General features: G+C 70.5%; 14 protein-coding genes. 3 read left to right on the forward strand and 11 right to left on the reverse strand.

Annotation, left to right across the window (positions count from 1 at the left end):
* Window positions 1-144: 144 nt before the first annotated feature.
* From ACIY1X_RS14265 to argA, 8 genes are all read right to left on the reverse strand, one after another.
* Entirely contained in the window at window positions 145-1,104 is a 960-nt protein-coding gene (locus ACIY1X_RS14265) for a HemK family protein methyltransferase (protein WP_399681492.1), read from the reverse strand.
* Complete coding sequence (gene dapE / locus ACIY1X_RS14270) at window positions 1,104-2,327, reverse strand: succinyl-diaminopimelate desuccinylase (protein ID WP_399681495.1); 1,224 nt, start codon at window positions 2,325-2,327, stop codon at window positions 1,104-1,106. The genes ACIY1X_RS14265 and dapE overlap by 1 nt, the downstream gene beginning before the upstream one ends.
* A gap of 17 nt (window positions 2,328-2,344) precedes the next feature.
* Window positions 2,345-3,502 (reverse strand): PilT/PilU family type 4a pilus ATPase, encoded by a 1,158-nt coding sequence (locus ACIY1X_RS14275; protein WP_399681497.1) that lies wholly within the window; start codon window positions 3,500-3,502, stop codon window positions 2,345-2,347.
* A 66-nt stretch (window positions 3,503-3,568) separates the two neighbouring features.
* Window positions 3,569-4,402 carry a 2,3,4,5-tetrahydropyridine-2,6-dicarboxylate N-succinyltransferase gene (gene dapD, locus ACIY1X_RS14280; RefSeq protein WP_399681499.1) on the reverse strand — a complete coding sequence of 278 codons (834 nt, stop codon included), beginning with the start codon at window positions 4,400-4,402 and terminating at the stop codon, window positions 3,569-3,571.
* A 34-nt stretch (window positions 4,403-4,436) separates the two neighbouring features.
* On the reverse strand, window positions 4,437-5,648 hold the full coding sequence (gene dapC / locus ACIY1X_RS14285; RefSeq protein WP_399681502.1) for a succinyldiaminopimelate transaminase: 1,212 nt from the start codon (window positions 5,646-5,648) through the stop codon (window positions 4,437-4,439).
* A 77-nt stretch (window positions 5,649-5,725) separates the two neighbouring features.
* On the reverse strand, window positions 5,726-6,076 hold the full coding sequence (locus tag ACIY1X_RS14290; RefSeq protein ID WP_399681505.1) for a hypothetical protein: 351 nt from the start codon (window positions 6,074-6,076) through the stop codon (window positions 5,726-5,728).
* An 89-nt stretch (window positions 6,077-6,165) separates the two neighbouring features.
* Complete coding sequence (locus ACIY1X_RS14295) at window positions 6,166-6,801, reverse strand: LysE family translocator (RefSeq protein ID WP_399681508.1); 636 nt, start codon at window positions 6,799-6,801, stop codon at window positions 6,166-6,168.
* A gap of 36 nt (window positions 6,802-6,837) precedes the next feature.
* On the reverse strand, window positions 6,838-8,187 hold the full coding sequence (gene argA / locus ACIY1X_RS14300; protein ID WP_399681510.1) for an amino-acid N-acetyltransferase: 1,350 nt from the start codon (window positions 8,185-8,187) through the stop codon (window positions 6,838-6,840).
* Window positions 8,188-8,394: 207 nt separating this feature from the next.
* Here argA and ACIY1X_RS14305 point away from each other — a divergent pair, with 207 nt between their 5' ends.
* Window positions 8,395-12,030: an autotransporter outer membrane beta-barrel domain-containing protein gene (locus ACIY1X_RS14305; RefSeq protein WP_399681513.1), complete on the forward strand. Its 3,636-nt coding sequence runs from the start codon at window positions 8,395-8,397 to the stop codon at window positions 12,028-12,030.
* A 21-nt stretch (window positions 12,031-12,051) separates the two neighbouring features.
* On the opposite strand, the gene ACIY1X_RS14310 is transcribed toward ACIY1X_RS14305, so the two are convergent.
* Window positions 12,052-14,046: an AAA family ATPase gene (locus tag ACIY1X_RS14310; protein ID WP_399681515.1), complete on the reverse strand. Its 1,995-nt coding sequence runs from the start codon at window positions 14,044-14,046 to the stop codon at window positions 12,052-12,054.
* A 9-nt stretch (window positions 14,047-14,055) separates the two neighbouring features.
* Window positions 14,056-14,301 (reverse strand): hypothetical protein, encoded by a 246-nt coding sequence (locus tag ACIY1X_RS14315; RefSeq protein WP_038217054.1) that lies wholly within the window; start codon window positions 14,299-14,301, stop codon window positions 14,056-14,058.
* Window positions 14,302-14,518: 217 nt separating this feature from the next.
* Here ACIY1X_RS14315 and ACIY1X_RS14320 point away from each other — a divergent pair, with 217 nt between their 5' ends.
* Window positions 14,519-14,680 carry a hypothetical protein gene (locus tag ACIY1X_RS14320; RefSeq protein ID WP_399681517.1) on the forward strand — a complete coding sequence of 54 codons (162 nt, stop codon included), beginning with the start codon at window positions 14,519-14,521 and terminating at the stop codon, window positions 14,678-14,680.
* A gap of 11 nt (window positions 14,681-14,691) precedes the next feature.
* The gene (gene hrpA / locus ACIY1X_RS14325) at window positions 14,692-18,702 is read left to right on the forward strand and encodes an ATP-dependent RNA helicase HrpA (protein WP_399681519.1); all 4,011 of its coding nucleotides are present in this window, start codon (window positions 14,692-14,694) and stop codon (window positions 18,700-18,702) included.
* A gap of 72 nt (window positions 18,703-18,774) precedes the next feature.
* Here the strand turns inward: hrpA and ACIY1X_RS14330 are convergent, their stop codons facing one another.
* A complete protein-coding gene (locus ACIY1X_RS14330) occupies window positions 18,775-18,918 on the reverse strand; it encodes a DUF3309 family protein (protein ID WP_399681522.1) in 144 nt (47 codons plus the stop codon).
* Between the last annotated feature and the right edge of the window lie 2 nt (window positions 18,919-18,920).

Below are 18,920 nucleotides of genomic sequence, written 5' to 3' on the forward strand. Positions count from 1 at the left end.
CAAAGGGGCCGTCTGCGGCGTTGCCCGCGCTTGCAAGGCGAAAGCCTTGCTGCGCACGGGCGCCTTGCATCCAGCCCCTTTGCGAAGCAACGCGACCCCCTTCCGCCGCGTCAACAGGCCCCGGCAGGTCGAAGGCGGCCGACGTCATGGCGATGCCGCCGCGAGGGCGTCCCGGGTGAGCAGCAGTACCTGGTCGGCGCCGGCGCTGGTCTCCAGCCACACGGCCTCCAGGCGCGGAAAGGCGGCCTCGAAGTGCTCGCGCTCGTGGCCGATCTCCAGCACCAGCACGGCTTCGCCGCTCATGCGCGCGGGCGCATCAGCCAGCAGGCGGCGGACGAAGTCCATGCCGTCCGCGCCGCCGGCCAGGGCCAGTGCGGGCTCGGCCCGGTACTCGGGCGGCAGCGCGGCCATGCTCTGCGCATTGACGTATGGCGGGTTGCACAGGATCAGGTCATAGGGGCCGGGCAGGGCCGCGAGGCCATCGGATTCGACCAGGCGGATGCGGCCGTCCAGGCCGTGCCGCGCGACGTTGATGGCCGCCACCTCCAGCGCCTCGCGCGAGAGGTCGGCCGCATCGACGGCGATCTCCGGCCAGGCCATCGCCGCCAGCACCGCCAGACTCCCGTTGCCGGTGCACAGGTCGAGCACGCGCAGGGATGGTGCCCCCACGCTCGCCACTTCGTGTGCTTCGCTGCCCCCCGAGGGGGCGCTCGCTTGCTTGGGGCGGCCCGGCGCGGCGCTCGGCTCGCTCAGCCACGGATCGATGCCGCCGTCGGCGATCAGTTCGGCGATGAAGCTGCGCGGCACGATGGCGCGCTCGTCCACGTAGAAGGACACGCCCTGCAGCCAGGCTTCCTTCGTCAGGTAGGCGGCCGGCTTGCGGCTGGCGATGCGTTCATCGACTAGGGCCTGCACCTGCGCGGCGCTGCCGGGCGAGACCTCGCGCGCGGCCACGCCGTCGAGGTCGTCGAGCGGCAGGCGCAGCCGCCACAGCACCAGCCAGGCGGCCTCGTCGAAGGCGTTGGCGGTGCCGTGTCCGAAGGCGACGCCGGCCTCGGCGAGCTGCCGCTCGGCCGCGTGCACGAGCTCCAGCACGGTCGCCATCACGCGGCGGCCGCGTTCAGCGTCGTGATCGCGCGGCGGTAGATGTTCTTCAGCGTCTCGATGTCGCCGGGCGCGACGTGCTCGTCGATCTGGTGGATGCTGGCGTTGACCGGCCCCAGCTCGATCACCTGCGGACAGACTTTGGCGATGAAGCGCGCGTCGCTGGTGCCGCCGCTGGTGGACAGCTCGGTCTCGATGCCGGTCTCTTCGCGGATCGCGCCCTGCACCGCCGCCACCAGTGCGCCGGGCTGCGTGAGGAAGGGCAGGCCGCCGACCGTCCAGGCCAGCTCGTAGTCCAGGCCGTGCCGGTCCAGCACGCCGTGCACGCGCGATTGCAGCGACTCGGGCGTGGACTCGGTGGAGAAGCGGAAGTTGAAATGAACCACCGCCGTGCCGGGGATGACGTTGCTCGCGCCGGTGCCGGCGTGGATGTTGCTCACCTGCCAGCTCGTCGGCTGGAAGAAGGCGTTGCCCGCATCCCAGCCGCCTTCGGCATTGATGGCGACCAGCTCGGCCAGCGCCGGGGCCAGCGCATGCACCGGGTTCTTCGCCAGGTGCGGATAGGCGATGTGGCCCTGCACGCCCCGGACGGTGAGGCGGCCGCTCATGGTGCCGCGGCGGCCGTTCTTGATCATGTCGCCGCAGCGCTGCACCGAGGTGGGCTCGCCCACGATGCACCAGTCCAGCCGCTGGCCGCGGGCGGCCAGTTCGCGGCAGACGACCACGGTGCCGTCCACGCCCGGGCCTTCCTCGTCGCTGGTGAGCAGCAGCGCCAGCGCGATGCGCGGCGCGGGCTCGGCGGCGAGGAATTCCTCGATGGCGACGACGAAGGCGGCCAGCGAGCTCTTCATGTCGCAGGCGCCGCGGCCGTAGAGCAGCCCGCCGCGGTGGGTGGGCGTGAAGGGCGGGCTGGTCCACTGCTCGAGCGGGCCGGTGGGCACGACGTCGGTGTGGCCGGCGAAGACCAGCACCGGCGCATCGACCGGCGGGATCGGCGTGGCCGGGATGGCGGCGCCCGGCGCCGGTGCGGCGGCGGCCGGCCCGGGCCGCCGGACGGCCCAGAGGTTGGTCACGCGGAAGTCCGCCGGCCCGCTCTCGATGCGCTCCAGCGCGAAGCCCAGCCGCGCCAGGCGCTCGCCGATGAGCTGCTGGCAGCCGCCGTCCTCCGGCGTGACGGACGGCGTGGCGATGAGTTGTTCGGCGAGGTGGAGCGTTCGGGTCATCGAGGAAGGCGCGGTGGTCAGCCCTGGTGGTGCACGTCCAGGGTGATCTCCGTGAAGGTGGGCGCCTCGACCTGGTCGAGCAGCTTGCGCTCGGCCTCGGGCTTCGGCTGGGTGGCGTTGTGGTTCTGCAGGCGCCACATCAGGTTGGTGGGCGAGTCGGCATGGGCCATGCCTTCCTCGCGCTCGATGCGGCCGTCGAGGATGAGCTTGGCGATGGCCTCCTCGAAGGTCTGCGAGCCTTCGGCCATGGAGTTGTTCATCGCCTCCTTGACGCCCGAGAAGTCGCCCTTCTCGATCATCTCGGCCACCAGCGCGGTGTTGAGCATGACCTCCACCGCCGGCAGGCGCGAGCCGCGCGGCGTGCGCAGCAGGCGCTGCGCCACGATGGCGCGCAGCGCGCCGGCCAGGTCGCCCAGCAGGGTGGGGCGCACTTCCACCGGATAGAAGGACAGGATGCGGTTGAGCGCCCGGTAGGCGTTGTTGGCGTGCAGCGTGGCCAGGCACAGGTGCCCGGACTGGGCGTAGGCGATGGCGGCCGTCATGGTCTCGCGGTCGCGGATCTCGCCGATCTGGATCACGTCCGGCGCCTGGCGCAGCGCGTTCTTCAGCGCGATCGACAGCGACTGCGTGTCGGTGCCGACGTCGCGCTGGTTGATGATCGACTTCTTGTTGACGTAGGTGAACTCGATCGGTTCTTCCACCGTCAGGATGTGGCCGGAGGCGTGCTCGTTGCGGTAGTCCAGCATCGAGGCCAGCGTGGTGGTCTTGCCCGCGCCGGTCGCGCCGACCATCAGGATCAGGCCGCGCTTTTCCATGACGAGCTGCTTGAGCACCTCGGGCAGGTTCAGGTCCTCGAAGGCAGGGATGAGGTTGGCGATGTAGCGGATCACCACCGCGCAGCTCCCGCGCTGGCGCATGGCGCTGATGCGGAAGTTGCCGACGCCCTCGCGCGCGACGGCGGTGTTCAGCTCGCCGGTGCGCTCCAGCTCCGCGATGCGCTCGGGCGTGACGATCTCGCGCAGCAGCTCCAGCGGCGCCTCGGGCGGCAGCACCTGCGGGTTGATGGGCAGGCACTGTCCGTTGATGCGGATCTGCGCCGGCGCATTGGCCGTGAGGTACACGTCGGAGGCCTTGCGTTCGGCCATCAGACGAAGAATGCGGTCCATCGTTCCCATCGAGCCCTCCAGGTGTTGTGATCGTTGCAAGCGGCGAGGCCGCCCGGGGGCGGCCTCGCGGCAGGGTCAGTCTCGCAGCAGGTCGTTCAGGCTGGTCTTGGAGCGCGTCTGCGCGTCGACCGTCTTGACGATGATGGCGGCGTAGGTGGAATAGTCCTGCCCCGCCTTGGTCTTCTTGGGCAGGTTGCCGCTGATGACCACGCTGCCGGCCGGCACGCGGCCGTAGCTGATCTCGCCGGTGTCGCGGTTGAAGATCGGCGTGCTCTGGCCGATGTACACGCCCATGCCGAGCACCGAGTTCTCTTCCACGATCACGCCCTCGACCACCTCGGAGCGGGCGCCGATGAAGCAGTTGTCCTCGATGATGGTCGGGTTGGCCTGCAGCGGCTCCAGCACGCCGCCCAGGCCCACGCCGCCCGACAGGTGCACGTTGGCGCCGACCTGCGCGCAGGAACCGACGGTGGCCCAGGTGTCGACCATGGTGCCTTCGCCCACGTAGGCGCCGATGTTCACGTAGCTGGGCATCAGGATCGCGCCCTTGGCGACGAAGCTGCCGCGGCGCGCCACCGCCGGCGGCACGATGCGCACGCCGGAGTCGCGCAGCTCGTTGGCCGACAGGTGGGAGAACTTGGTCGGCACCTTGTCGTAGAAGCCCAGCGAGCCGGCCTGGATCTGCTCGTTGTCCTTCAGGCGGAAGGACAGCAGCACCGCCTTCTTGACCCACTGGTGCACCGTCCACCGGCCGACGCCTTCGCGCGTGGCGACGCGCAGGTGGCCGTTGTTCAGCTCGGCGATGACGTGCTCGACGGCGTCGGCCACCTCCTTGGGCGCCTGGGTGGGCGAGAGGTTGGCGCGGTCTTCCCACGCGGCGTCGATGATCTGTTGCAGTTGCTGGCTCATGGAAGGGTCGATCGGATCGGAAAGGGTGGAGGGATCAGGCGCCCGGGTGGCGGCGCGTGAAGTCGACGATGCGGCGCGCGGCCTCGGTGCATTCGGGCGTGTCGGCCACGAGGGCCATGCGGATGCGGCCCCGGCCGGGATTGGCGCCCTGCGACTCGCGTGCGAGGTAGCTGCCGGGCAGCACCGTCACATTGTATTGAGCGTACAGGGCGCGGGCGAAGGCGGCATCGTCGCCGTTCCAGCCCGGCGGGATGCCCGCCCACAGGTAGAAGCTGGCGTCGGGCAGGCGCACGTCCAGCACCGCTTCCAGCATCGGCGTGACGACCGCGAACTTGGTGCGGTACTGCATGCGGTTGTCGACCACGTGCGATTCGTCGCCCCAGGCTGCGATGCTGGCCGCCGCCACCGCGCCGCTCATGGCGCTGCCGTGGTACGTGCGGTAGAGCAGGAACTGCCTGACGATGGCCGCGTCGCCCGCCACGAAGCCGCTGCGCAGGCCCGGCACGTTGCTGCGCTTGGACAGCGAGGTGAGCGCGATCAGGTTGCGGAAGTCGCCGCGGCCCAGCTTCGCGGCTGCCTCCAGGCCGCCCAGCGGCGGTTCGTCGCGGAAGTAGATCTCGCTGTAGCACTCGTCGGAGGCGATGACGAAGCCATGGCGGTCGCTCAGCGCGAACAGCTTCTCCCATTCGGCGAGCGGCATCACGGCGCCGGTGGGGTTGCCGGGCGAGCAGACGTAGACCAGTTGCGTGCGCGCCCACACCTCGGCCGGCACGCTGTCCCAGTCGACCGCGAAGTTGCGCGCCGGATCGCTGGGCGCGTACCAGGTGTCGGCGCCCGCCAGCAGGGCCGCGCCTTCGTAGATCTGATAGAAGGGATTGGGCGAGATGACCACCGGCGACGGGGATCGCGTGGCGTCCACCACCGTCTGCGCCAGGGCGAACAGCGCCTCGCGCGAGCCGTTGACAGGCAGCACCTGCGTGGCCGGGTCCACCTCCAGCGCGTAGCGGCGCTTCAGCCAGCCTGTGAAGGCCTGGCGCAGCTTCAGGTCGCCGGCGGTGGCGGGGTAGATGGCCAGCGCGCCCAGGCCCTCGACCAGGGCGTCCTTGATGAAGGGCGGGGTGGGGTGGCGCGGCTCGCCGATGCCCAGGCTGATGGGCGTGTGGGCCGGATCGGGCTGGACGCCGGCGAAGAGCTGCCGAAGCCGTTCGAAGGGGTAGGGCTGCAGCTTGGCGAGCAGGGGATTCATGGGACCGGATTATCCGTGAGCGCCCGGGGTGTGGCGCCGTGTTGCAGGCCCATCCAGGCCGGCGGCCGAGCGCCGCGTCAGCGGCTGATGCGGCGGGCCGCCTTCGGTGCCGGGGCTGACGCCAGCGCCTCGGCCTGCGCCTTCAGCGCCTCGATCGTCCGCCCGGTCTGGCGCAGCTTGCGCAGCGCGTCGGCGCCGCGCTCACGCTCTTGCGCGCTGGCATCGGGTTGCTGGCCCAGCAGCACCTCGCTGAGCCAGCCGATCTGGCGGCCGTAGCTGGCGACGTGCGCGTCGATCAGCCGCTCCAGCGCGGGGTTGCCGGAGGCCAAGGTGGTGGCGGTGTCGGTCTGCACGGTCTGCGTCCAGTCGCCGCCGGCCGGCCAGCGGTAAGTGGGGGCGTAGAAGAAGAACCACATCCAGGGCCACATGGCACGCTCCTTCGATCGCAGGCGGTGATGGAAGCCGCGATTGTGCGGAGCCGGCCGGCCGCGGGGAATCGGCCAGTCGGCCGAGGCGCTCAGGCGGTCGTGCCGCCGCGCCTGTAGAAGGCCAGCGAGCCGGCCAGCGCCAGCAGCAGCGCGCCGCAGGTGCGGTCGAGCCAGCGCATGGCGCGGCCCCTGAGCAGCCGCACCGCCCGCGCGCCGACGAAGGCGTAGACCAGCATCATCGCCAGGTCGAGCCCGGCGAAGAGGAAGGCCAGCACCAGGTACTGCGGCGCCTGCGCCGCGGCCGGGTCGATGAACTGCGGCAGCAGCGCCGAGCAGAACAGGTAGCCCTTGGGGTTGGTCACGGCCACCAGGAAGGACTTGCCGAAGATCTGCACCGGCGTGCCGTGCTGCGCCGCCGGCAGCGCCGCCACGTCGATGCCGCCGGCCGAGCGCAGCATGCGCAGGCCGATCCAGGCCAGGTAGGCGGCGCCCACCCACTTGAGCACGCCGAACCAGAACTCCGAGGCCGCCAGCAGCGCGCCCAGCCCCAGCGCCACCGCCCCGACCAGCACGAAGTCCGACAGCATCGCGCCGGCCATGCCCGGCAGCGCGCGCCGCACGCCGACGCGCGAGCCGTTGGACAGCGCCAGCAGCATCGTCGGCCCCGGCGTGGCGATGGCGGCCAGGGCGACGATGCAGAAGAGCAGGGCAGTGGCAAGGGTCATGGCAGGGTCTCCGGCCGCGCCGCGGCGGCGCCTCGGTCAGTGCAGCTTCTTGACCAGCACCTGGCTGCGCCGGTCCCAGTTGTAGCGGCTCTTGCGGGCCTCGGGCAGCCACTCGGGGTTGACCTGCTGGAAGCCGCGCTTGATGAACCAGTGCATGGTGCGCGTGGTCAGCACGAAGATGCTGTCCAGGCCCATGGCGCGGGCCCGGTGCTCGATGCGCTTGAGCAGCTTCTCGCCGTCGCCCTGGCCCTGCGAGTGGGGCGAGACAGTCAGCGCCGCCATCTCGGCCGTCTTCGCCTCGGGGTAGGGGTACAGCGCGGCGCAGCCGAAGATCACGCCGTCGTGCTCCACCACGGTGTACTGGTGGATGTCGCGCTCGATCTCGGTGCGGCTCCTCTTGACCAGCGTGCCGTCGCGCTCGAAGGGCTCGATCAGCTGCAGGATGCCGCCGATGTCGTCCACCGAGGCCTCGCGCACGGATTCGAGCTTCTCGTCGATCACCATCGTGCCGATGCCGTCGTGCACGTAGATCTCCAGCAGCAGCGAGCCATCGACCGCGAAGGGCAGGATGTGGCTGCGCTCCACGCCGCCCTCGCAGGCCTTGACGCAGTGCTGCAGGTAGAACGCGGTGTCGGTGGGCCGCTGCGGCGACGAGAGCCCGGCCAGCAGCTTCTTCGCGGCGTCCAGCGGCAGCTCGGTGTCGATCGGGTTGTCCTCGCTCACCGGGCGGCCGGCGTCCAGGGCGATGCCGGGGATCTCCGTCAGGAAGATCAGCTTGTCGGCCTGCACGGCGATGGCCACGCTGGTGGCCACCTCTTCCATCGTGAGGTTGAAGGCCTCGCCGGTGGGCGAGAAGCCGAAGGGCGAGATCAGCACCATGGCGCCGAAGTCCAGCGCGCGGCGGATGCCCACCACGTCCACCTTGCGCACCAGGCCTGAATGCTGGAAGTCCACCCCGTCCATCACCCCGACCGGCCGGGCGGTGATGAAGTTGCCCGAGATCATGCGCACCGTGGAGCCGGCCATCGGCGTGTTGGGCAGGCCCTGGCTGAAGGCGGCCTCGATCTCGTAGCGCAACTGGCCGGCGGCTTCCTGCGCGCAGTCCAGCGCCACCTCGTCCGTGATGCGGATGCCGTGCGAGTACTTCGCCGCATGGCCCTTGGCGCGCAGCTGCTCGTTCACCTGCGGCCGGAAGCCGTGCACCAGCACGATCTTCACGCCCATCGACTGGATCAGCGCCAGGTCCTGCGCCAGGCTCTGCAGCTTGCCGGCCGCGATCGCCTCGCCCGCCACCGCCACCACGAAGGTCTTGCCCCGGTGCGTGTGGATGTAGGGCGCCACCGAGCGGAACCAGGGGACGAAGGTGAAGTTGAAGACGGTGGACATGGGGGCGGCGGGTTCGGAGGGCGGATTCTCCATGAAGAGCGCTTTCGGCGTTCCCGGGCCCGCGTCCCGGGCGCCTACCTGCCGTTGCGTGGTGCAAACGGCGATGAGCAGACGGCGAGAGGGTTTATCAGATTTGGTGAAACAGTTCCTCGCCTTTTTGACGGCAGTAGATACATTAGCTCTCGTTTGTATCAAAGGGTTCCAGAGATGAACAAGACGCACAACAGCGTATGGAACGAGCGGAGGATGACTTTCGTCGCTGCTTCCGAGAAGACGTCCGGCAGAGTGAAGAACGTCGCTCGGGGGGCGTCGCTGCTGGTCGCCGGCCTGCTGGCGGGCAGCCCGGCATGGGCGGCGTGCACGGGCGGCGGTGCGGGGCAGACGACCACACCCATGGCAGCGACCGCCGGTAGCAATTGCACGGTGGATCCTTCGCTCGGAGCGGTGACTGTGCCCGGGGGCCAGGTCATCATGATTGCAGCGGGTGCCGGCACGACATGGACAGCCAACCAGAATCTGGCCCTGACGAGCCAGCTCTTCAATAGCAACGTCTCCCAACGCTGGGGAGTGGCGGCGGACAACGGAGGCCAGGTGCTTCTGAACGGTGCCGGCAATACGTACAGCGTGGAAACCAATGCGTACAGCACGGCGCATGGGGTGTATGCACGTGGTGCCGACTCGCTGATTCGCGTCGAGGGCAACCTTGACGTGACCATCAATGGTGGCGGGAATCCCAATGCGAACACCGCGACGCGAGGCCTGATCGTCACGGGCGGCGGCGTGATCGAGGTGCTTGGCCATACCACGGTCCACACGACCAACACGCTGTGGCCGGGCGGCGCCAACAACAGAGGGATATCGGCGGAAGGCGGCCTCATCCAACTCAATACGGCTGAGATCGACACGAAGGGACCGGGCGCGGTCGGTGTGCTTGCGAGCGGGGGAAGCGCCGGGCTGGTCCGCGCCCAGGGCCTGGTACAGATCACGACAGAGGGCAGCAACGCACAAGGCATCGCCGTATGGAACGGCGGCCAGATCGAGCTGGCGCAGGTCGATGTATTGACTCAGGGGAACGGCTCCGAGGCGATACGGAACGCCAACAACGGGGGCGCCATCACCGTGCAGGGCGGCGCCTTGCGCACGGAGGGCGCCGGCTCCGCAGGCATCGGGCAGACCCTGGGCACGGTCCGCGTCACCGGCCCTCTGACCATCGAGACCACCGGCGCAGGGAGTGCGGGCGTGACGCTTTCGGGCACCGGCAATCTGGAGCTGGCCCAGACGCAGATCCGCACGGCCACGGACAACAGTGCCGGGATGGCCATCACCAACACGGCCGCACAAGGCACCACGCTGACGCTCAATGGCCCGCTGGCGATCGAGACACAGGGCACCGGCAGCAGCGGCATCCGCTCGGTCTACAACACGGCCAACGCGGTCGTGGTGCCGACGGGCAGCAGCATCCTGACGCACGGCGATGGCGCCCACGGCCTCGATCTGCAGGCGCCCGCTGGCAACCTGAACGCGTGGAACGTGGCGGCCGGCGCCCGCGTCGAGACGCAGGGCAAGGACGCCCATCCCGTCTATCTCTCCAGCAAGGACGGCAAGGTGAGCTTCGCCTCCGCGGGCGACCTCGTGGCAGGGCTGCAGGGCAGCACGGGCATCTTCATCGCCTCCGCTCCCGGCGGCGCCGACGTGGTCAGCAGCGGCAGCATCGCCTTTGGCACCAGTACCGGATCCGGCATCTCGGGCGTGGACCTGGGCGGCGACGTGCGGATCGTCAGCAGCGGCAGCATCGTCAAGACCGGTGCTGGCGCGGGCGGCGCCGGCATCGTGGTGTCGCACGATGGCGCCACCGGCACCCTCATGCTGGATAACCAGGGCAGCATCTCCAGCCAGGGCGGGCCGCTGAGCATCGGCATGCAGGGCATCGCCACGGGAAGCGGCAACGTCGCGCTGCTCAATTCGGGAACCATCGGCCATGCGGCGGCGCCGGTGGGCTACGGCCTGAACGGAAGTGTCCTGTCTGCCGGCGCCACGCTGTCCGTGAACAACGGCGGCCGCATCGATGCGCAGCTTGCCGGCATCTCCGCCGTCAGCGACGGCGGCTTCGACGTGACCAACAGCGGCATCGTGGCCGAGAGCGCGGTCGTGGCGCTGTCTCTCTCGGGGACCGGGGCACTGGGCGGCAGCGTGACCAACAGCGGCAGCCTGCTGGCCGGCTCGACCGCCGTGCTGTCGCAGACGCCCGGCAGCTTGAGTCTGAGCAACAGCGGTACCTTGCGTGCGCCGGAGGCCATCCGTGCGACGGCCGGTACCCTTGGCGCCACCAACACGGGCCTGATCCACGGCACGGTGCAGGCGGCAGGCGGGCAGATCGACCTGAGCAACGCCGGCCTGTGGACCAATACCGGCGACTCCGTGCTCACCTCCCTGAGCAACAGTGGCACCGTCACCTACACCGTGCCGGTGGGAGGGACCTACAAGACCGTCACCGTCGGCAACTACGTCGGCCAGGGCGGGCAGATCAATCTCAACACCTGGCTGGGCGACGACGGTTCGCCCAGCGACCGGCTGGTGATCGACGGCGGCAGCGCCACCGGCAGCACGCGTCTGGGCATCACCAACACCGGCGGGACCGGCGCGCGAACGACCGGCAACGGCATCCTGGTGGTCGATGCGCAGAACGGCGCCACCACCGGCACCGGCGCCTTCTCGCTGGCCGGCCCGGTGAGCGCCGGCGCGTACGACTATTCGCTGGTGCGCCGCGCCAACCAGAGCTGGTATCTCAGTTCTGATCTCATCACCGTTCCGCCAGTGGACCCCGGCACGCCGACCGGTCCGGTCACACCGGGTGTGACGCCGCCGGCCAGCCTGCCCAACTACCGCCAGGAAACCTCGCTCTACGCCGCCGTGCCCTCGCTGGCCGCGCTGCACAGCGCCGCGACGATGGACAGCTTCCACGAGCGCATGGGCGCGGCCGGCTATGCCGCCGCCGGCGAGGACAGCCGGCCTGCGCGCCTGTGGGTTCGCCTGATCGGCAGCAACGGCAAGCGCAAGGGCGATGCGCTGGGCGTCTACGGCCGCAGCGGCCCCGCCTACGACCACAAGACCGCCGCACTGCAGCTCGGCGGCGACTTCTACCAGGGCCGCAATGAGGACGGCAGCCGCACCCATGCCGGCCTGTACTTCGCCACCGGTCAGACCAGCGGCGACGTGCGGCACTTCAACGGCACCGCGGCGGGCAGTGCCAAACTGGACGTCACCTCGCTGGGCCTGTACTGGACGCTGCTGGGCGCGCAGGGCGGCTACGTGGATTTCGTCGCCCAGGGCAGCCACTACGGCGTGAAGGCCACCTCCACCCGCATGCCGGGCGTGAAGAGTTCGGGTACGGGCTACGACGTGTCGGTCGAGGGCGGGCTGCCGTTCAGCCTGGGCGGTGCCTGGACGCTGGAGCCGCAACTGCAGGTGCGCCGCCAGCAGGCCGACCTGGGCGGCGGCGCGGACCTGGCCGGCCGCGTGAACTACGGCGACGTGGACTCGCTGGTCGGCCGCGCCGGTCTGAAGCTGGGCTACGCCACGCCGAAGCTGGCGGCCTGGGCGCGGCTGGACCTGCTCAACGAATTCCAGGGTCGCAGCACGACCACCGTGTCGTCGCTGGCGGGCCTGCACGGCGTGAATTTCGACAGCAGCGTGCACGGCCGCTCGTTGGCGCTGACGGCCGGCGTGGATGCGCGGCTGACGCAAGCCGTCTCGCTGTACGGCTCGGCCAGCTACCGCCGCGCGCTGGGCGGAAGCCGCGGTCACGCGTGGGGCGCGCAAGCCGGCGTGAAGGTCGCCTGGTAGCAGGCGGCGATCCCGGCGCCTTCAGAGGGCTTCCGCGCAGCCGGACGACCGCGACGGCCTTCTGCCGGGCGCCCGCCGCCTCGGCGCGGCTGCGGCGCGGAAGGCCGCCAGGCGCATCGCATAGGCGTCGATCGGCTCGCCCGGCGGCGGGGCCGCCGCGGCGCGCAGCTTCAGCAGTTCGACAAAGCGCGCGGGCGCGATGCTGCCGCAGCGCAGCAGTTCGTCCACCAGCGTCAGCAGTTCGGCCGTGTGGGCGGCGATCAGGCCGTCGGCGCGGCTTTGCTGTTCGCGCAGCAGAGCCTCGATGGCGGCGTTGGTCGGCGCCAGGGAGGTGTTGACGTTCTCGCCCGCGCCGCCGGCCACGTCGGTGTGCGACAGCCGGAGGCCGAAGCCCAGGTGCCGCACCATGCGCGCCGCCGTGGCGGTGGCCTTGCGCAGGTCGCCCTCGGCGCCACTGGTCGCGTGCGCATCGCCGAAGACGAGGCGCTCGGCCGCGCGGCCGGCCAGGCTCACGCAGATGGAGTCCAGCAGGTTGCGGCGCGACCAGGCCTTGCGCGGCGCATAGCTGTTGTAGCCGCCCTCGAAGGAGGCGACGTTGATGCGTACCTCCAGCGGGGCATGGCCGAAGAGCAGCGCGTAGGCCAGGCCGTGGCCGGCCTCGTGCACCGCCAGCAGGCAGCGGAAGTCCTCGCTGGTGCGCCGGCGGGCGCGGCTGAGGTCCAGCGGCGCGTCGAAGTGCCGCTCGTGCGCCTCGAAGCGTGCGCGCAGCCGGCCGCCGGCCATCGACAGATGCACGGCGTCGCCGGGCGCGGCGCCATGCTCCAGCGCCCACAGGGCCGCCTGGACCAGCGTGGCGCTCAGGATCGCGTGGGTCGACGAGAACAGCGGCCGCGTGCCCTGCGCCGGGAAGACGCCGTCGGCGTAGAGCTGCGCGTGGACGGACGCGTCCAGCACGAAGCCCACGCCGGCGCTGGCGCGCGTCTCCTCGACGTAGCGTTCGCAGGTGTGGCGGATCAACTGCTCGTAGGCCGTGCGCGAAAGCGAGGGGTAGATCACGTGGTCGTTGCCCAGCCGCGCGATCTGCTCCGGCTTGAAGCGCTCGGCCAGGGCCTTCTTCACGTCGATGACCGACAGGCCGCGCGTGAGCGCGTGGAAGATGTCGGCGTCGGTGTCGCAGTCCTCCACGCGGGTGGCCATCTCCTCGTACATCTCGTCCAGGTTGCCGCAGACGAAGACCAGCAGCCGGCTGTAGTCGGTCTCCCATTGCGTGCGCGATTCGTGGAAGGCGCGCAGGCGATCGAGCATCTGCCCGGGCGTCCAGGCCATCACCTCCGTCAGCGGCGCGTCGAGCTTGAGGTTGCGGCGCAGCTCCTCGGCTTCCCAGGTCGAGAGGCTGAAGCGGCGCCGCCGCGCGGGCGCATCGCCGTCGCCGTCGTTCCCGGAGGCCTCACGGTCGGCGTCGTACAGGGCGCCGGCGATGGCGGTCTCGATCTCGCCCAGCAGCGACAGCGGCGGCGGCAGGCGGCCGTCGGAGAGCAGCGCCCAGACGTCCTGGTAGCGCTCGACGCGCGCGTCCTTGCGCTGCTCGTCCACGGTGCGGTAGCGCTGGAACTCGTCGAGCACCAGCACGCCGGGCGCGCCCTCGGCCATGCCGCCTTGCGCCAGCAGGCCCGAGATCGTGGCCGGGCCGCGGCCGCTGGCGCCGTGGCTGAAGCCGTCCATCTGCACCTCGACGAAGCGGTCCTGGAAGCCCAGCAGTTGCGCGAGCCGGCGCACGAGCTGCGTCTTGCCGGTGCCGGTGAGGCCCCACAGGCAGACGATGACGGGCCGCGTGACGATCTGCGGCAGCACGTACCAGGCGCGCACGGACTCGATCACGCGGTCGATCACCGCGTCGATGCCGAACAGCTCCCGCTTGAGCGTAGCGGCCGCGGCCTGGAGGTGCGCGCTGCGCTCGGCGAGCTGGGCGCGCAGGGCCTGCGCATCGGGCAGGGCGTTGGAAGTAGGGTCGTTCATGTTCTTCTTCTAGTCGTTGTCGTGCCGGGCCGCGGCCAGGCGCAGCAGCGCCACGCGGTCGGCGCGCCGCTGCGCGCCCTGGCTGCGGACATGGCGCCCGGCGCCCGAGGCGCGCGTGCCCGCCAGGGCGCGTGCGACCGGGTTGCGCGGCGGCGCGGCGGTCTTCTCGATGTGCAGCACCATCGGCTGCTTCATGCGGCGCAAGGCCTTGACCCGGCCTTCGGTGAAGGCGCGGGATCGCTTCTTTGCACTCATGCGTGCGGTTCCTGCAATGTGCGCCCCCAGGACCGGGTTGTGCCCGTCCCGCCCCCCGAGGGGGACAGGACCATTTGGGGCGGCCCGGCGTGGCCCTGAAAGCAAAAAGCCCCGGCTGAGCAGGCCAGGGCTTTGCGGCGCCTGGGCTGACGTGGTGCGAGCACGGTCAGCCGGGGCGGGGAACCGTGTTCAGAGGAAGGTGTTGAACAAGTACGACATGAAGAAAGTGCTCCTGGAACGGGAAGCCGGCGCAAGGTCGCTCGTTGCGTCGGCGGAAAAAGCGAAGGGCGCGATTATTGGGAGGCTGCGCATGCCATGCAAGCACGAAGCGGGTGTTTGGCGCATCGCGTTGTGCATCGGCAACGCACGCTTCGGATAATCGGGGGCTTCATGTCCCAGCCCGAGTCCTCCACGGCCGCGAACGCGCCGGCCGCCCGTCCTTCCTTGCGCATCGAGTTTCCCGAATCGCTGCCGGTCTCCGGCAAGCGCGAGGAGATCATGGCCGCCATCGCGGCGCACCAGGTCGTCATCGTGTGCGGCGAGACGGGCTCGGGCAAGACCACGCAGTTGCCGAAGATCGCGCTGGCGATGGGGCGCGGCAAGCTGAACGCGGCACCCGGCAGGGGCCGGCTGATAGGTCATACCCAGCCGCGGCGCATCGCCGCCAGCTCGGTCGCCAAGCGCATCGCCGAGGAGCTGCACACGCCGCTGGGCGAGGTGGTGGGCTACAAGGTGCGCTTCCAGGACCGCCTCTCGCGCGACGCCTCGGTCAAGCTGATGACCGACGGCATCCTGCTGGCCGAGACGCAGACCGACCCGCTGCTCAAGGCCTACGACACGCTGATCATCGACGAGGCGCACGAGCGCTCGCTGAACATCGACTTCCTGCTGGGCTACCTGAAGGAGATCCTGCCGCGCCGGCCGGACCTGAAGGTGATCGTGACCTCGGCCACCATCGATGCGGACCGCTTCGCGGAGCATTTCGCCTCTGCGAAGGGCAGGGCGCCGGTGATCTATGTGTCGGGCCGCACCTATCCGGTCGAGATGCGCTACAGGCCCTTCGAGGAATCGAAGGAGTTCGACCTGAACGACGCCATCGCCGACGGCGTGGACGAGCTGTGGGCGGGCAACGCCGCGGGCGACATCCTGGTCTTCCTGCCCGGCGAGCGCGAGATCCGCGAGGCGGCCGACCACCTGCGCAAGCACCTGTCGCACCACCCGGTGCTGCGCAGCGCCGATGTGCTGCCGCTGTTCGCGCGCCTCTCGCAGGCCGAGCAGGACCGCGTGTTCGACGGCCACACCGGCCGGCGCATCGTGCTGGCGACCAACGTGGCCGAGACCTCGCTCACCGTGCCTGGCATCCGCTACGTGATCGACACCGGCACCGCGCGGGTGAAGCGCTACGCCTTCCGCAGCAAGGTGGAGCAGCTGCTGGTCGAGCCGGTCAGCCAGGCGGCGGCCAACCAGCGCGCCGGCCGCTGCGGCCGGGTGGCCAACGGCATCTGCATCCGCCTGTACGACGAGAAGGACTTCGCCGGCCGTCCGCGTTTCACCGACCCGGAGATCCTGCGCTCCTCGCTGGCCGGCGTGATCCTGCGGATGAAGTCGCTGCACCTGGGCGACGTGGCGCGCTTCCCCTTCCTGGAGCCGCCCTCGGGCCGCGCCATCGCCGACGGCTACCAGCTGCTGGGCGAGCTGGGTGCGGTGGACGAGGCCAACGAACTGACGCCCATCGGCCGCGAGCTGGCGAAGCTGCCGCTGGACCCGCGCGTGGGCCGCATGATCCTGGAGGCGCGCGAGCGCGGCGCCTTGCAGGAGGTGCTGGTCGTCGCCGCGGCCCTGTCGGTGCAGGACGTGCGCGACCGCCCGCTGGAGGCGCAGCAGCAAGCCGACCAGGCGCATGCCAAGTTCGACGACGAGAAGAGCGAGTTCAGCGGCTACCTGACGCTGTGGAAGTGGATCAACGACGCGCGCGGCGGCATGCCCGTGGCGCGTACCACGCGCGAGATGCAGGCGGCGGCGCAGGGCCCGAAGAAGGCGAGCGCGGCGGTGCTGCCCATCGCGCAGCGCACCGTCGCAGCGCCGGCGCCCGCCGCGACGCAGGCGCATCCCACGCACAAGCTCAGCAACCGCCAGTACGAGCAGCTGCTGCGCCAGAACTTCGTCAACGTGCGCCGCGTGCGCGAGTGGCGCGACATCCATTCGCAGCTGCTCACGGTGGTGACGGAGCACAAGTGGAAGCTGAACGCCGCCCCGGCGAGCTACGAGGCCCTCCACAAGTCGATGCTGGCCGGCCTGCTGGGCAACGTGGGCTGGAAGATGGAGGATGAGGACGTCTACCTGGGCGCCCGCGGCATCAAGTTCCACCGCCACCCCGGCGCGCACCTGCGCAAGCGGCCCGGCCGCTGGATCGTCGCCGCCGAGCTGGTGGAGACCACGCGACTGTTCGGCCGCGGCATCGCCACCATCGAGCCGCAGTGGATCGAAGAGGTGGCCTCGCACCTGCTGAAGAAGCAGCTGCTCGACCCGCACTGGGAGAAGAAGGAGGCGCGCGTCGCCGCCTTCGAGCGCGCCACGCTGTACGGGCTGGTGGTCTACAGCGGCCGGCGCGTCGACTTCGCCAAGGCCGACCCGGCCGGCGCGCGCGAGATCTTCCTGCGCGAAGCGCTGGTGGGCGGCGAATGGGAGACGCGCCTGCCCTTCCTGGCCGCCAACCGCCGGCTGATCCGTGAGGTCGAGGGGCTGGAACACAAGTCGCGCCGGCAGGACGTGCTGGTGGACGACGCGCTGATCTACGCCTTCTACGACGCGCACGTGCCCGCCGACGTGGCGGGAGGACAGGCCTTCGAGCACTGGTACCGCGAGGCGTCGAAGGCGAATCCACGCCTGCTGTTCCTGTCCAGGGACGAGCTGATGCGCCACCAGGCGGCCGGCATCACCACGCAGGCCTTCCCGCCGACGGTGAAGCTGGGGGGCGTGGACTGCGCGGCCGGCTACCTGCATGCGCCGGGCGACCCGAAGGACGGCATCACGGTGACGGTGCCCCTCTTCGTGCTCAACCAGGTCAGCGAGGAGCGCTGCGAGTGGCTGGTGCCCGGCATGCTCAAGGACAAGATCCAGGCGCTGCTCAAGAGCCTGCCGCAGAAGCCGCGCTCGCGCTTCGTGCCGCTGCCCGAGTCGGCGGCGCGGCTGGCCGAGGTGCTGGGCGCGCCGGAGGTCTTCGGCAACGGTTCGCTGACCGATGCGCTGCTCAGGCAGGTGCGCGAGGCGACCAGCCTCGACGTGAAGCGCGCCGACTTCAAGCTCGACATGCTGCCGGCCCACCTGTTCATGAACCTGCGGGTGGTCCATGAAGACGGCCGCCAGCTCGGCATGGGCCGCAACCTGGGCGCGCTGAAGGGCGAATGGGGACGGCAGGCGCGCGGCGCCTTCCAGGCGCTGGCGGGGCTGTCGGTGCGCAAGGAGGCGCAGGCGGATGCGCCTGCGGCACCCGCACCGGCCCGGCAGGCCGCGGCGGCCCCCGCGGCCAAGGCGGCGCCGGCCGCCAGCGCGACGCAGCGCTACACGTCCTGGGCCTTCGGCGAACTGCCGGAACTGATGGAGGTGCGCCGCGGTTCGCAGTCGCTGATCGGCTTCCCGGCGCTGATCGACGCCGGCGATGCGGTGACGATCGAGGTGTTCGACGAGCCGGAGGTGGCCGCCGCGAAGCACCGCGCCGGCCTGCGCCGGCTGGTGGCGCTGCAGCTCAGGGACGCGCTCAAGTACCTCGAAAAGAACATCCCCGATCTGCAGAAGATGGCCGTGGCCTACATGCCGCTGGGCACGCTGGAGGAACTGCGGGCGCAGATCATCGACGTGGCGCTGGACCGCGCCTTCCTGGCCGACCCGCTGCCCGCGGACGAGGCAGCCTTCAAGCGGCGCATCGACGAAGGGCGAGGGCGCCTGACGCTGATCGCCAACGAGGTGGCGCGGCTCGCCGCCACCGTGCTGGCCGAGTACGCGGTCGCCGCGCGCAAGCTCAAGGACACCAAGAACGCGCCAGAGGCGGTGAAGGACGCCACCGAGCAACTGAACCGCCTGGTCGGCAGGCGCTTCGTCGCCGACACGCCCTGGCCGCAGTTGCAGCACTTCGCCCGCTACCTCAAGGCCATCGTGCTGCGCATGGACAAGCTGCGCGCTGACCCGGCGCGCGATGCGCAGAAGCTGGCCGAGCTGAAGCCGCAGGAACAGCGCTACTGGCGCCTGGTGGCCGAGCGCAAGGGCGCCACGGACGAGCGCATGCTGGAGTTCCGCTGGCTGCTGGAGGAACTGCGGGTGAGCTTCTTCGCGCAGGAGCTGCGCACGCCGCAGCCGGTGTCGGCCAAGCGGCTGGACAAGGCCTGGGCGCAGCTCCAGGCATGAAAGATCCCGACAACCCACCGGCGATGAAAAAGCCCGCGCGCGGCGGGCTCGGTCGGTGGGTGGGATGCGCTGCTATATGCGTCCGGTCAGCAGCAGGATGATCACGATGATGACCACCAGGCCCAGGCCGCCGCTCGGGCCCCAACCCCAGCCACGGCTGTATCCCCAGTTCGGCAGCGCGCCGACCAGCAGCAGTATCAGCACGATCAGGAGAATGG

The organism is Xenophilus sp., assembly GCF_044462705.1.
GTDB classification, from domain to species: domain Bacteria; phylum Pseudomonadota; class Gammaproteobacteria; order Burkholderiales; family Burkholderiaceae_C; genus Xenophilus; species Xenophilus azovorans.

Bases quoted from the DNA above. Each gene is read 5' to 3' on its own strand.
- ACIY1X_RS14310 (WP_399681515.1), bottom strand. From the start codon at position 14,046: ATGAACGACCCTACTTCCAACGCCCTGCCCGATGCGCAGGCCCTGCGC.
- ACIY1X_RS14275 (WP_399681497.1), bottom strand. From the start codon at position 3,502: ATGGGAACGATGGACCGCATTCTTCGTCTGATGGCCGAACGCAAGGCC.
- dapE (WP_399681495.1), bottom strand. From the start codon at position 2,327: ATGACCCGAACGCTCCACCTCGCCGAACAACTCATCGCCACGCCGTCC.
- ACIY1X_RS14290 (WP_399681505.1), bottom strand. From the start codon at position 6,076: ATGTGGCCCTGGATGTGGTTCTTCTTCTACGCCCCCACTTACCGCTGG.
- argA (WP_399681510.1), bottom strand. From the start codon at position 8,187: ATGTCCACCGTCTTCAACTTCACCTTCGTCCCCTGGTTCCGCTCGGTG.
- dapD (WP_399681499.1), bottom strand. From the start codon at position 4,402: ATGAGCCAGCAACTGCAACAGATCATCGACGCCGCGTGGGAAGACCGC.
- dapC (WP_399681502.1), bottom strand. From the start codon at position 5,648: ATGAATCCCCTGCTCGCCAAGCTGCAGCCCTACCCCTTCGAACGGCTT.
- ACIY1X_RS14320 (WP_399681517.1), top strand. From the start codon at position 14,519: ATGAAGAAAGTGCTCCTGGAACGGGAAGCCGGCGCAAGGTCGCTCGTT.
- ACIY1X_RS14295 (WP_399681508.1), bottom strand. From the start codon at position 6,801: ATGACCCTTGCCACTGCCCTGCTCTTCTGCATCGTCGCCCTGGCCGCC.
- hrpA (WP_399681519.1), top strand. From the start codon at position 14,692: ATGTCCCAGCCCGAGTCCTCCACGGCCGCGAACGCGCCGGCCGCCCGT.
- ACIY1X_RS14315 (WP_038217054.1), bottom strand. From the start codon at position 14,301: ATGAGTGCAAAGAAGCGATCCCGCGCCTTCACCGAAGGCCGGGTCAAG.
- ACIY1X_RS14265 (WP_399681492.1), bottom strand. From the start codon at position 1,104: ATGGCGACCGTGCTGGAGCTCGTGCACGCGGCCGAGCGGCAGCTCGCC.
- ACIY1X_RS14305 (WP_399681513.1), top strand. From the start codon at position 8,395: ATGAACAAGACGCACAACAGCGTATGGAACGAGCGGAGGATGACTTTC.